This window comes from Brevibacterium sp. SIMBA_078 (assembly GCF_046534565.1).
GTDB lineage: Bacteria > Actinomycetota > Actinomycetes > Actinomycetales > Brevibacteriaceae > Brevibacterium.
Genome location: NZ_JAWRYQ010000001.1, coordinates 1,037,534 through 1,050,425 on the forward strand (window position 1 = coordinate 1,037,534; position 12,892 = coordinate 1,050,425).

Below are 12,892 nucleotides of genomic sequence, written 5' to 3' on the forward strand. Positions count from 1 at the left end.
CGAGGGAGATTTCGCGACGCTTTCGAGCATCCTTCATCGGTGCTCGCACACCACCCCGTTGCACCGAGGTGTTTTGGCACTAAAGGCGAGGGGTGCCGCAGGAACTGTAGGAAGAGCCACTCGTGAGTGGGTGTTGGCGCTGCCGGTGCCCAGCAACACGAACGGTGAGAGGTGCTCACGATGAGAGGCACCCAGCGACTCGAGCGGTGATGTATCGCCCGCGCGCCTACCGCCCGGTGGTGATGGAGTCGTCGGTGATGCCGCGAGCCCGACGCTCTTCGAGGCGAGCGCGCTGCGGTTCGACCACGTGACGCGGGTCCTTCGTCGATTCGATGCCGGCTTCCAACACACCGAAACGCGTGTACGCCGAGGCGGCAGCGAGTGCCGCACCGGAGACGACGGACAGCCCCCGCAACACAGCCCGAGTCTTCCAGCCGCCACCCAGCTTCTTCGCGAACACACGTGCCCCCACCTCGACGGCGGCGGCACCGACTGCTCCGACGATGAGCAGCTTCTCGGCCCGGTGGAGCTTGTGTCCCGGTTCGCCGTCGTCCATCGGATCGACCTCGGCCGGGTGCATGCGCTTCCTCATCGCCGACATCGCATAAGCCTCTCCGGCGGTCCCGGCGAGCGCGAGCAGTCGGGCAGGTCCGGTCTCGGCCACCGGTGCCAATGCCATCGCGACACCTCCGGCGGCCATCGAAGCCGAGGACACGAACACGTACGGCAGACCGTTGCGACCGGCGGCGTTCCAGGTCGGAACGGCCGTCGCCCCCAGAAGCACGGCGGTATAGGCAGCCAGCGGTGTGGCAAAGAACGCGGACTCGATTGCGGCAGGAGTCTCCATGCCATGGAGCACCTTGCGCAGCGGGCCCAGGGGCAGCAGCTTCTCACCCGTGATTCGGTCGAGTTCGATCGCGAAGATCACACCCGATCCGACGCCGAAGCCCGAGAGGATCCACGTGCCCAAGCTCATCGGCGACGACACTTTGACGACGCGCATCATGTTGAGGAACCGTTCGGGCCGGCCGAGGTCGGCCACGAGAGCGGCACCGCCGACGCCGGTCGCGGCGATCGCGGTCATCCGGGAGGCGATGCGCATGCCGGGCCGATCGGTCAGCTGCGCACCGAAGCCCAACAGAGACGAACCGCCTGCCAGACCGCCGAGGAACAGGTACGCCCCGATCTCATCGCCCCACGGCGGAGCCTTGACGATCGGTCGACCGTAGTAGGACGTGAACTCGACGTCCTCGACCATGGGCATCTCACGGTTGCCGTCGGCACCGCGGTTCTTCCAACCGCCGCCGCGACCGTTACTGACGCGACCACCCCGACGGCCACCGGAACCGTCAGGTCCACTGGGTCCTCCGCGGCCGCCTCGGCGACGTTTTCTGCGTCCGCCTTCCGGCTCGGGTGGGCGGTAGGAATCGTATTCTGATGTGCTCATGAACGGCGGCTCCCGAGGAACGCGAGTCCGGCCGCGGCGACCATGCCCAGCGCCGCGATCCCGGCGTTGGCGTACATCTTCGGCAGATCCTTCGTCGCGACCCGCGGGTCCGGCGGCAGGCCGTAGACCTCGGGTTCGTCGAGGAGGAGGAACACGGATCCGGTGCCGCCGACCCCGTCGTTCGGGTTCGCCCCGTAGAGGCGAGCCTCGGTCAGTCCCTTCGCGTGGAGTTCGGCCACGCGGTCGTGCGCCTGGTCGACCATGTCCTCACGGTCGCCGAACTTGATCGACTGAGTCGGGCAGGTCTGCGCGCAGGCCGGTTCCTGACCCTCGACGAGGCGGTCGTAGCAGAGGGTGCACTTGTTCGCGGTGCCCGCGTTCGGCACATCCATGTCCGCAGCCTTGCGATCATCCCGGTCAGTGGGGGTATTGATCGTGCCGTCGTCGCGGCGTTCGATGACGCCGAAGGGGCAGCCGGCCACGCAGGTTCCGCAGCCGTTGCAGACATCGTTCTGGACGACGACGGTGTCGAATTCGGTGCGGAAGAGCGCGCCGGTCGGGCACACGTCGAGGCAGCCGGCGTGCGTGCAGTGTTTGCATACGTCGGAGGACATCAGCCAGCGGAAGTCCGCGGTGTCCGGGGGTGTCGTGTCGACGTTCGACAGATCGGTCGGCTCCAGGGCACCCGGTGCCAGCAGATCGACGTTGAGCTCAGGCGTCGTCGGCAGACCGGCGGAGGTCCGGCCCTCGGCCGCCGCACCCAGGGCCCCGTCCAACGGCTGCGCCGCGGCAGACTCATCGGTGCGCGGTCGGATCGTGGGCATCCCGAGATTGACGAGCTTGCGCCCGGATTCCCGCGCCTTCTCGATGCGTTCGGAATCCTGTTCGATGAACGCGACGTGCCGCCACGTGTTCGCACCGAGGCTGCCCGTGTTGTCATATGAGGAACCGAGCAGTTCGAAGGTGCCGTCCTGCGGGTTGCGGTTCCACTCCTTGCACGCGACTTCGCAGGCCTTGCAGCCGATGCAGATCGAGGTGTCGGTGAAGAATCCCTTGCGGCTGTGCGCGGAATCGTGCCAGTGTCCGTCCGCCAACGTGCCGTCGTCGATCGTCGGTGTCGACATCAGTCGTCCTCCTCCTCGTTCTCCTGCCGATCCCGAGCCGCGCGGGCGCGGGCTTCCGCTTCGGCCACCTCGGTTTCGGCGATCGCACTGCCGTCGGCATGCCTGCCGTGGTCGGGGTCGCCGTCGCTGGGGTCCCCGTCGTCGGCGCGGTTCGACACCGCCGTCTCGGCGGATTCGGTGGGTTCGTCCGCCTCGGTGGGTTCGATGGTGATCCTACCGCTGCGGTCATCGGCACTGTCGACCGTCGCCGAGGCGGTCGTTCCGCCCCGATCGGAGCGTCCCTGTGCTCCCCCGTCCAGGGTCCTGCTCGGGGTGACGCCGACGGCCGAATCGCCGCCTCGGTGAGCGTGCCCACCGGCGCTGCGACCCTGTCCGGCGTGATGGGAGGCCTCGACATCCTCGGCGGGAACGGTGACCTGCTGGTTGCCGGATTCGGGGCTGAGTCCCGCCTCGCGTTGGTACTTCTCGACAAAGTCGACGAGTTCGGGTCCGCGGGGACGGCGACCGGGCATGATCGTTCCGGCCACGTACTTGCTGTTCTGGATGTAGACGTTGGGGTCCATCGTCACACCGAGCAGGTCGTTGGCGGAATCGCCTTCGACGACGGCACCCTGACCGCCCACGCCCCAGTGATAGGGCAGACCGATCTGGTGGACGGTCTTCCCGCCGATCGTCAGCGGGGTCATCCGCTTCGTCACGAGGACGCGGGCCTCGATCGCCGCCCGCGGGGAAACCAGGGTGGCCCAACCGTAGGGTTCGAGCCCAACCTCGGCGGCGAGTTCAGGTGAGATCTCGCAGAACATCTCCGGCTGCAGCTCCGACAGGTACGGCAGCCACCGGGACATGCCTCCGGCGGTGTGGTGCTCGGTGAGTCGGTAGGTCGTGAACACATAGGGGAAGACCTCGGATCCCGGCACCCCGGCACCGGGGGCGGACAGGTTGTCCTCACGGCGCATGACCATCCGAGTCGGGCTGTTCTGCTGGGAGTACAGCGGGTTCGCGACCGTCGATTCCTGTGGTTCGTAGTGAGTGGGAATCGGTCCGTCGATCATGCCGCTGGGTGCGAACAGCCACCCCTTGCCGTCGGCCTGCATGACGAAGGGATCATCGCCGTCAAGGTTCGCGGGACCGCCGTAGGCGATATCCGATCGGGCGGCGGGTGCACGGTCGATCGGGAAGTCGGGCACGTCCTTGCCCGTCCACTTCCCGGCTTCCTCGTCCCACCACACGAACTTCTTCCGCTCCGACCAGGGAGTTCCGTCGGGTGCGGCCGAGGCACGGTTGTACAGGATCCGACGGTTCGCCGGCCAGGCCCACGCCCATTCGGCGGCGGTCTCGTCCTGCTCATCCCGCGGTTTGCGGCGGGCGGCCATGTTCTGGCCTCCCGCGTAGACGCCGGCGTAGATCCAGCAGCCGCCGGCGGTGGTCCCGTCGTCGGTCATCTGGTTGAAGTTGTCCAGGGGCTCGCCGTCGCGGTCGCCGCCGATGAAGTAGCCGTTGATCTCCTTGACGACCGCTTCGGCGTCGACTTCGCCCTCCTCGTCGACCGGGTAGTCCCAGGTCATGTCGAGCAGCGGACGATCGCGGGAGTCGTCGGAGTCTTTCAGCTTCTCGCGCACGGCTTGGCCGAGCTCAAAGAAGAAGTCGAGCTCGCTCTGTGCGTCTCCCGGCGGGTTGACAGCCTTGTGACGCCACTGCACGAGACGCTGGGTCTGCGTGAACGTGCCGGCCTTCTCCGTGTGGTTGGCGGCGGGCAGGAAGAACATCTCGGTGTCGATGTCCTCGGTCTTCAGCTCCCCGGTCTCGATCTCGGGGCCGTCCTTCCACCAGGTGGCGGATTCGATGAGGCTGAAGTCGCGGACGACCATCCACTTCAGGTGGCTCATGGCCATCCGCTGCATGCGCCCATTGGCCGATCCCACGGCCGGGTTCTGCCCAAGCAGGAAGTACCCGTCGACGCCGTCGTTGAGCATCCGCACCGCGGTCTGATAGGTGCCGTGGGCGCCGTTGATGCGCGGCAGATAGTCGAAGGCGAAGTCGTTGTCCTTCGTCGCCGCATCGCCCCACCAGGCCTTGAGCAGGCTGGTGGCGTAGGCACGGCCGTTGGCCCAGTAGCCCTTATGGGTCTCCGGGGTGCCCACGGCTGCGACGTAATCGTCGAAGGCGTCGTGGACCCCGGCGCTGGGCATCGGCAGGTAGCCGGGCAACAGATTGAACAGGGTCGGGATATCGGTCGAGCCCTGGATCGTCGCGTGCCCGCGCAGCGCCATGATTCCGCCGCCCGGTCGACCCATGTTGCCCAGCAGGAGCTGGAGGATCGAGGCGGTGCGGATGAATTGCGCACCGAGGCTGTGCTGGGTCCAGCCGACCGCATAGGCGAAGCACGTGGTGCGTTCCCGACCCGAGTTCTCGGTCACCGATTCGTAGAGGTAGTCGAAGTCTGCGGGTTTGATTCCGCAGTTCTCTTCGACCATCTCCGGCGTGTAGCGCGAGTAGTGGTGCCGCAGGATCTGGAAGACCGATTTCGGGTCCTTCAGGCTCGGGTCCTTGAGCGGCGCACCGTGCTCATCCGTCTGGTACGACCACGTCGAGTTCTCGTACGAGTTCGTGTCCGGGTCGAACCCGGAGAACAGTCCGTCGAGATCCTCGGTGTCGACATAGTCGTCGCTGATGAGGTTCGCCGCGTTGGTGTAGGCGCGCACGTACTCGTCGAAGTAGCGCCCCTCGGTCAGGACGCGGTTGATGAGCGCACCGAGCAGCACGATGTCGGAGCCGGCCCGGATGGGCACATGCTTATCGGCGATCGCGGTGGTGCGCGTGAAACGAGGATCGACGTGGATGATGCGGGCACCCCGGGCCTTGGCCTCGCTCACCCATTGGAAGCCCACGGGGTGGCACTCGGCCATATTGGAACCCTGGATGATGATGCAGTCCGCATTCGCCATATCCTGGACGGGTTGTGTGGCGCCGCCGCGCCCGAACGAAGTTCCCAAACTGGGAACGGTGGCGGAGTGTCAAATACGCGCCTGGTTCTCGATCTGTATCGCCCCGGCCGCGGTGTAGAGCTTCTTCGCGAGGTAGTTCTCCTCGTTGTCGATGGTCGCCCCGCCGAGGCTGGCGATGCCCATCGTCCGCCGCAGCGGGTGGCCTTTGTCGTCGAAGTCCTCCCAGTGGTTGCGGCGGGCTTCGATGAATCGGTCGGCGATCATGTCGATCGCGGTCGACAGGTCGATCTTCGTCCAGTCCTTGGCCTTCGGGGCCCGGTAGAGGACGTCGGTGACACGGCCGGGAGCGTTGACGAGCTGTTCGCTGGCTGCGCCCTTCGGGCACAGGCGACCGCGTGAGATCGGTGAGTCCGGGTCGCCTTCGATCTGCACGACCTTGTCGTCCTTGACGAAGATCTTCTGTCCGCAGCCGACGGCGCAGTAGGGGCACACGGATTGGACGACCTTGTCGGCCGTGACCGTGCGCGGGGTGGTGTCCCGAGTCTGCTGGGACACGACGGATTCGCCGCGTCCCGTCTTATCCGACGTGCGCAGCTGCCGGAGTACCGGCCACTCGAGGAAGCTGAACCGAGCCATGGCACCACCATAGCCCCTCACGGGGCGGAAATGCACGAGGTGAGACCGGGTTTTCGAGCCCGTCTCAGGGGGTTGGGAAACCCCCGGTTCGCCGAGGCGGCTGCGCGGTCACGATCGACCGCGCAGCCGCCTCGGTGCTGGGTTCCGGGTTCGGGTCCCCCGGTTCGGGCCTCAGACCCGGCGGGCCAGGAGGATCGCGTCCTCGAGTTCGGCCGGTTCACCCGACGGCGAGGTCACTTCTCGGATGCGGGTGTCGGCGAGTTCGATCTCCCACCGGTCGGGGCTGGCGCCGATGAGGAGGGCGAAGTCTCCGTTCGGGCTGACCAGTTCATGGTGGTGGTCCATGCCGTGTTCGAACTTCTCGCTGTGTTCGGCGGCCCACGGCGGCATCGTCGCATGGGAGACGAGCAGGAGGGCACCGCCCGGTGCCACGTGAGCGGCGACGCGGGTGAGGAGCTCTTCTCGGGTGTCGGGCAGCCGGGTGTGGAGGAAGGATCCGGTGACGAGGTCGAAGCCGCCTCGGCGATCTGGGTCTGCCGGTTCCCAGGTGGAGACGTCGGCGACGGCGAATTCGGCGGAGATTCCGCGGGATTCGGCGGCCCGGCGGGCTCGGTCGATGGCCGTGGTCGACAGATCGATGCCGGTGGCGTCCCAGCCGTTCTCGGCCATCCAGACGACGTCCGCGCCCTCACCGCAGCCGACGTCGAGGACGCTGCCGGAGGTCATCTCGGAGACGACGGCGACGAGGGATTCGTTCGGGTTTCCGGACCAGATTGCGTCGTCGGCCTCGGCGTAGCGCTCTTCCCAGGCGGCCACGGAATCGGGCACGCCGGAATTGCCTGCGGCGGCGCTGTCTGCGTGGGTGTGGTCGTTGTGGCTGCTGGTCGCGGTCACTTGTCGACGCCCGGGTCGGCAGGGATCGAATCGGGTGCGGCGCCGTCAGCGCCGTCGGTCTCTGCGGCAGCGGCCGCTTCCTGTTTGGCCAGTTCGGCACGGACTTCGTCCATGTCGAGTCCCTTGACGGCGGTGATGACCTGCTCGAGCTGCGGGGCGGCGAGCGCGCCGGGCTGGGCGAAGACGACGATGCCCTGGCGGAAGGCAACGAGGGTCGGGATCGAGGAGATCGCGAAGAGTCCGGCCAGCTGCTGCTGGGCTTCGGTGTCGATCTTGCCGAAGACGATGTCGGGGTTGGCCTCGGCGGCCTGTTCGAAGACCGGGGCGAACTGCTTGCAGGGGCCGCACCAATCGGCCCAGAAGTCGAGAAGGATGATCTCGTTGTCGTTGATGGTCGACTCGAAGTTGTCTTGCGTGATTTCGATCGTAGACATGCCATCCAGTCTAGGAGCCGCGGATGAATATCGCCTGGACGGAGGTCATCGACGGCTCCCTGCCGGCTTCAGCCGGGGCAACCAGCGCTGCAGCAGTCTGGGGTGGCGCGAGCCGGGTCAGCGGACGAGCCGGGTCAGCCGACGATGTCCGTGATCGGTTCGTCGTCGATGATGGAGGTGAACACGTCGTCCGCCTCGGCGGATTTGACCACCCGGTTGGGGTCCTCCGGTGCGGGTGCCCATGGCATGATCTCGAATGTGATGTCGTCCTCGGGCACGGAAGCCACCGTCGTGGCCAGGGAGGCGAGCGCTCGCATCGAGTCGAGTTCGTCGTCGACGCCGATCGTCGAGGTCACAGCGTCGAGGAATCCGTACAGGCGGTCGGGCCGGGTGAGGACCTGGGCGCTCTTGGCGCGGTCGATGATGGCCTCCATGACCATCTGCTGGTTGCCCATGCGGGAGATGTCGCTGCCGTCTCCCACGGCGTGCCGCGTCCGGGCCAGGGCGAGGGCGTCGTCACCGCCGATCGTCTGGTGCCCGGCGGGCAGATCGAGGTTCGCCTTCGGGTCCGTGAGAGGCTCGTCGAGGTCGACGGTGATTCCGTCGAGCGCGTCGACGATCGCTGAGAATCCGTCGAAGTCGACGTTGATGAAGTGGTCGACGCGCACCCCGGTGAGTTCCTCCGCCGCTGATACGGAGCAGGCCGGACCCGCATTGAGGGCCGAGTTGATCATCCCGTGCGTGGCCGCCGACGCGCCGTGGCCGGTATCGTCGCAGGCGGGAATGTCCATGATCGTGTCACGTGGGATCTGCACGGCGTCGATGCGGCCGCCGTCGGCGGCGACGTGAGCGAGGATCATCGCATCGCTGCGGGCACCCTCGGCACTGCCGAATCCTTGCCCCGAGGCGGCCCCGGAGTTCGCGCCTTCACCTGTGCCCAGGTCCTCGGAGGCATCCTTTGCCGAGGCGAGATCGCGAGTGTCGGATCCGATGATGAGGACGTTCGTCTCATCCGTGAGCTTCTCGGGGACGTCGCCGCCGTGGGCGCGCAGCGGCGACGAGGTGATATTCGCGCCGAGGTTGTGCACCGCCACCGCGATCGTGACGGGGGCGCCGATGATGAGGACCGCAGCCACGGCGACGAAGGTGCGCCGGCGCCGGTACTTCGCGGCGAGGCGTCGCTGTCGGCGGGGTCCTGGCTGCGGTGATGATTCTTCGTTGTCCACGGTTCGGGTGCTCCTGCGTCCGGGGTCACGGCGGATTGCATACAAAACGGAATGTATACAATCCTAGATGCCTGCGCGGTCGAGTGCACATCGCTGTGTTCCATCTCTCGACTGAAATCATTCGGCCGAAATCACCCGCAGAGCGATCACTCTGTTAAGCTGGACTTGTTCTCGCACAGAAATGTGCGGAGCAGATGGTGTCTGAAGAGCAGGTAGATTCGCTCGTCACCATGTGTTTGCCCGTCGGCGCGTGTCTGCCTTCCGCGCCCCTCATGATTTTTCCCAGTTCAGTCGTCTGACGACTTCCGTCCAGCACCTTCGAGTGCATCACCGAAACCGAGTATCCCCACGATTTCGTCTGAGACAGAGACCTCACATCAGAGAACTCATCCTCACCAGCGATTCCGAGTCCTCGGTTCACCCACAGATTTTCGTTGGATCTGCGTCTGAAGATCCAGTCCAGCCAGCGGGAAAGCCGGATCCAGCAATGGGTTCGACCATCACGATCGCAGCAGCGGTCATCAGTTAAAAAATAAGGATACAAAGATTATGGCAACAGGTACCGTGAAATGGTTCAACGCGGAAAAGGGTTTCGGATTCATCCAGCCTGACGACGGTTCGGCTGACGTGTTCACTCACTTCTCCGCGATCGAAGCCTCCGGCTACCGCGAGCTCACCGAGGGTCAGAACGTCGAGTTCGACTCGGAGATGGGCTCCAAGGGCCTGCAGGCGACTCGCGTCCGCGGCCTCTGAGACTCTTTGAGAGTCTCACCTAGAGACTTCTGAGATTCACCGGCGACCCTGCGTTCACACACTTGGTGTGAGCGCAGGGTCGCTGTCATCTCCTCCCCAATTACTACCTGACGGGGGCGCAGCAACCTGGCGCGAGGTTGCTGGGCCGCCCTCGGGTAGTTTCGGGAGAGCCAAGAGCTTCTATTGACAAGCTCCTTTGCTCTATCAAACGTCGGTGCCAACGATCATAGACCGTCACATCGGAGGAGCGATGCAGCACAAGGGACTCACCCGTTGGATCGTCGCGTACATCCTGCTCGCTGCTGCCTGCATACTGAGTTCCCAGGCGGCCCCGTTCCATGACTTTGCCGGGTTTCTGTGGCTCTTGGCCCTCGTTCTGCTGATCACCGCCACGACACTCGCGGTCATTCGTGATCGCCGGCGACGCCGATCAAGCTGAACACTCCGGCAGCCCCACGCACGTCGGCTCGCCCGGTTATCCTGAACTCATGCCGCCCCGCGACACTGCCCGTCTGCGCCTGCGGGAGATGACCGACGACGATCTCGACGATATGGCCGCCCTCCTCGGCGATCTGCGAGTGATGGAGTATTACCCTCACCCCAAAGACCGCACCGAGGCGGCTGAGTGGATCCGCTGGAATCGACGCAATTACGCCGAACACGGGTTCGGACTGTGGATCGTGGAAACACACAAAGGTGAGTTCCTCGGCGACTGCGGGCTGACGTGGCAGACCGTCAACGGCACACCACACCTTGAGGTCGGTTTTCATGTGAAGCCGTCCGCCCAAGGCAAGGGGTTCGCCACCGAGGCGGCTCTGGCCTGCGTCGATCACGCTCGAGAGCTCGAGGTCGCTGCAATGCTGACCGCCATCATCCACCGCGACAATCGACCGTCGCGGCGTGTGGCCGAGAAGCTCGGAATGCAGCGCAACCCCGAACTCCGACACAAGTCCCCGGTCCACGAGGTGTTCTCCCTGGACATGTGATCGCCCCTATTACTACCTGACGGGGGCCCAGATACCTCGCGCGAGGTTGCTGGGCCGCCGTCAGGTAGCAATTAGTGGTGGGCTAGGAAAGTGCAGAAGTCCTCGACTCCGGTGAGCTCGATGTCGTTCCGCCGCCGGGTCTCCCACGCCGAGCGGGTCAGGCGCCAGCGTTGGATGCGTCCCGGCTCGCCTCGGCGGATGTCCCAGTCGACGCCGTTGCGCTCGTATCCCAAGGCTTCAGACACCTTGTTCGATCCGATGCTGTCGACGAACGCATCGGAACCAGCTTCTCTCGCTCCGAGCCCCGCGAACGCGAGATGCAACAGAGCACTGCGCATCTCGGTACCGAGACCGCGACCGCGTACATCCGTCGACAGCCAGGAGAATGACGCGAACGTCCCGCAGGAGTCGAATTTCTCCGCAATGAGATCCTGCATCCCCACTGCCTCACCATCGACGAGGACAGCGAAGGCCAACCGGAAGTCAGAAGGAGAGAAGCGCCCCCGTCCACGCCATACGCTCTGGAGCCACCTGCTCACCCGCACGTCCGGGTCGGACTCGTAGAACGACATCGGATCGTCGTAGGGGGCGGGTTCCGCGAAAACCTTGCCGTCCCGCACGAGAGGGGCGAGCGCCGCGAGCATCTCATCCGCGGCACCGACGAGTTCGAGTCGGGGAGTCTTCACCCGGATCTGCAATGGCGGGTAGCCGATCATGCAACCAACCTAGGCCAGCCGGCCCGAATCCACAATGGTCCGGCAACTCCAGGTAGCGTGGGGTTCGACTCCAGGATGCCGATAGCAGGTGGTGGCCCATGACCGAACCCGATCGCCCGACCCCGACGACCGTCGTCTTCGACCTCGGCAATGTGCTCATCGGCTGGGACCAGACAGGGCCTATGGCCGATCGCATGAGTGCCGATGAATGGCATTCCTTCGCCGAAGCGGCCGACTTCCCCACGCTCAATACCGCAGCTGACTCCGGCGTTCCGATCACCGATATCGTCGCCCGAGCCGCCGAGGCGGACCCCCGCCACGGTGAGATCGTCGCCGGCTACTACGAGAACTTCGACAAGTCCCTGACCGGTCCGATCGACGGCATGGCCGAGATCGTCGCAGATCTCAAGACCGCCGGCATCCGCCTGGTCGGGCTGTCGAACTGGTCGGCCGAGACCATCCACCATGCCCCCGTCGTCGCCCCGGCGATCAGCGAACTCGAAGACATCGTCGTCTCGGGAAAGGTCGGCCTCGTCAAACCCGATTCGGCAATCTTCGAACTGACCCGGGACCGATTCGCCCTCGACCCGGCCCGGACTGTCTTCGTCGATGATCTGCCCGCCAACGTAGAGGCAGCCGAACGCCTCGGCTTCATCGGCCACGTGTTCTCAGGAGCCGCCTCACTGCGCACGGACCTGTCCGAACGAGGGCTGTTTAGGTCTTACTAAGACCTTGCATCCGGTTACTTATTGGACCTTCAGTCCGACTGAAGTGACAGTCTTAGATCCGAACCTTCACTTGAGTCTCTGCGAAGGTCGAAGGTCTTCCAGCGTCCGAAGTCGTTCTAGCGCACCGTCTATTTTGGTTGCGGCCTCGTGAACCACCGCCTCAACCAACGCCAGGCATCCCACTTGGCTATCAAAAAATGAAACGTCGACGGCGGCCTGCAGTACGACGTCGGAAATACCAGCGACCGGCGACAACCATTGGTCAGTGATCAACGCGACCGAAGCAGAGTTTCTCTTTGCGGCCTCAGAAACCTGGAAAAGATGCTCCTGATATCGCCTGACGTCAAGAACAAGCAAAACGTCTTGCCGCCGCAGATCGGTAACAACATGAAGGTCACGTCCCATCGGATCTTCCAAGAACGAGACGTTCGGCCTCACCTTCGATAGCTGCAGCTGAGCTACGCGGCCAACCAGCCCGCTGTAGTGTCCCCCAACAACCACCACGCGATTCGATACCTTTGTCAGCATCTTCACCAAGCGGTCGATTTCCGAACGTGGATTCTGCTGAAAAGTTCTAGTGATGAGATCCGCCCGGTCCGTCCCGCTCGAGGAGAACTCGTCTGAAAAACCTCGCCCAGCCGTCTCTGCCTCAGCCCGTATAAGCGGACTCGCCGATCTCGTCGTCAATTCGGTCCGCAGACGATCCTGCATTTCGACGAAGCTGTTGAATCCGAGCTGCGTACAGAAACGCACGACCGAAGCAGAACTCGAACTAGCCAAGGCCGCTAGTGACGATGTTGTCCCCAAACCAGCACTCGGATAGTCGGCCAGCAGAGCACGAGCAATCCGGCGACTGGCGGGACTGAGCGAATCAATCGACGAGTTGACCGTCTCCGCGACTGTTTCCATCGTATGACTCCCGAGAATGAAGCGTACATTTCAAATGTGATCCACATTGCAGTTATGAAACAACTATGCCAAGCTGATCTCGCTCAGCACAAAT

11 protein-coding genes and 1 pseudogene are annotated in these 12,892 nt (G+C 64.7%); 4 read left to right on the forward strand and 8 right to left on the reverse strand.

Features of this window, described 5'->3' with window-relative positions:
• Nucleotides 1–226: 226 nt before the first annotated feature.
• The 6 genes and pseudogenes from nrfD to SB749_RS04635 all read right to left on the reverse strand — a co-directional run bounded on the left by nrfD (nt 227) and on the right by SB749_RS04635 (nt 8,706).
• Nucleotides 227–1,447: an NrfD/PsrC family molybdoenzyme membrane anchor subunit gene (gene nrfD, locus SB749_RS04610; RefSeq protein ID WP_410709286.1), complete on the reverse strand. Its 1,221-nt coding sequence runs from the start codon at nt 1,445–1,447 to the stop codon at nt 227–229.
• Entirely contained in the window at nt 1,444–2,571 is a 1,128-nt protein-coding gene (locus SB749_RS04615) for a 4Fe-4S dicluster domain-containing protein (protein WP_410709287.1), read from the reverse strand. The genes nrfD and SB749_RS04615 overlap by 4 nt, the downstream gene beginning before the upstream one ends.
• A 395-nt stretch (nt 2,572–2,966) precedes the next feature.
• A pseudogene (fdnG, locus tag SB749_RS04620) lies at nt 2,967–6,152 on the reverse strand (formate dehydrogenase-N subunit alpha); the annotation flags it as partial.
• Nucleotides 6,153–6,323: 171 nt separating this feature from the next.
• Nucleotides 6,324–7,046 (reverse strand): class I SAM-dependent methyltransferase, encoded by a 723-nt coding sequence (locus tag SB749_RS04625; RefSeq protein WP_410709288.1) that lies wholly within the window; start codon nt 7,044–7,046, stop codon nt 6,324–6,326.
• Nucleotides 7,043–7,480 carry a thioredoxin gene (gene trxA / locus SB749_RS04630; protein ID WP_039211761.1) on the reverse strand — a complete coding sequence of 146 codons (438 nt, stop codon included), beginning with the start codon at nt 7,478–7,480 and terminating at the stop codon, nt 7,043–7,045. Before trxA ends, SB749_RS04625 begins: the two co-directional genes overlap by 4 nt.
• A 134-nt stretch (nt 7,481–7,614) precedes the next feature.
• Nucleotides 7,615–8,706: an LCP family protein gene (locus SB749_RS04635; protein ID WP_410709289.1), complete on the reverse strand. Its 1,092-nt coding sequence runs from the start codon at nt 8,704–8,706 to the stop codon at nt 7,615–7,617.
• Nucleotides 8,707–9,255: 549 nt separating this feature from the next.
• Here SB749_RS04635 and SB749_RS04640 point away from each other — a divergent pair.
• The 3 genes from SB749_RS04640 to SB749_RS04650 all read left to right on the forward strand — a co-directional run bounded on the left by SB749_RS04640 (nt 9,256) and on the right by SB749_RS04650 (nt 10,445).
• Nucleotides 9,256–9,459: a cold-shock protein gene (locus SB749_RS04640; RefSeq protein WP_062240453.1), complete on the forward strand. Its 204-nt coding sequence runs from the start codon at nt 9,256–9,258 to the stop codon at nt 9,457–9,459.
• Between the two features lie 250 nt (nt 9,460–9,709).
• Nucleotides 9,710–9,898 carry a hypothetical protein gene (locus SB749_RS04645; RefSeq protein ID WP_410709290.1) on the forward strand — a complete coding sequence of 63 codons (189 nt, stop codon included), beginning with the start codon at nt 9,710–9,712 and terminating at the stop codon, nt 9,896–9,898.
• Between the two features lie 49 nt (nt 9,899–9,947).
• The gene (locus tag SB749_RS04650) at nt 9,948–10,445 is read left to right on the forward strand and encodes a GNAT family N-acetyltransferase (RefSeq protein ID WP_410709291.1); all 498 of its coding nucleotides are present in this window, start codon (nt 9,948–9,950) and stop codon (nt 10,443–10,445) included.
• A 71-nt stretch (nt 10,446–10,516) separates the two neighbouring features.
• On the opposite strand, the gene SB749_RS04655 is transcribed toward SB749_RS04650, so the two are convergent.
• The gene (locus SB749_RS04655; protein ID WP_410709292.1) at nt 10,517–11,161 is read right to left on the reverse strand and encodes a GNAT family N-acetyltransferase; all 645 of its coding nucleotides are present in this window, start codon (nt 11,159–11,161) and stop codon (nt 10,517–10,519) included.
• A gap of 98 nt (nt 11,162–11,259) precedes the next feature.
• On the opposite strand from SB749_RS04655, the gene SB749_RS04660 reads away from it, so the two are divergent.
• Entirely contained in the window at nt 11,260–11,889 is a 630-nt protein-coding gene (locus tag SB749_RS04660) for an HAD-IA family hydrolase (protein ID WP_410709293.1), read from the forward strand.
• Nucleotides 11,890–11,955: 66 nt separating this feature from the next.
• On the opposite strand, the gene SB749_RS04665 is transcribed toward SB749_RS04660, so the two are convergent.
• Nucleotides 11,956–12,798 carry a MurR/RpiR family transcriptional regulator gene (locus SB749_RS04665; protein ID WP_410709294.1) on the reverse strand — a complete coding sequence of 281 codons (843 nt, stop codon included), beginning with the start codon at nt 12,796–12,798 and terminating at the stop codon, nt 11,956–11,958.
• Nucleotides 12,799–12,892: the final 94 nt, after the last annotated feature.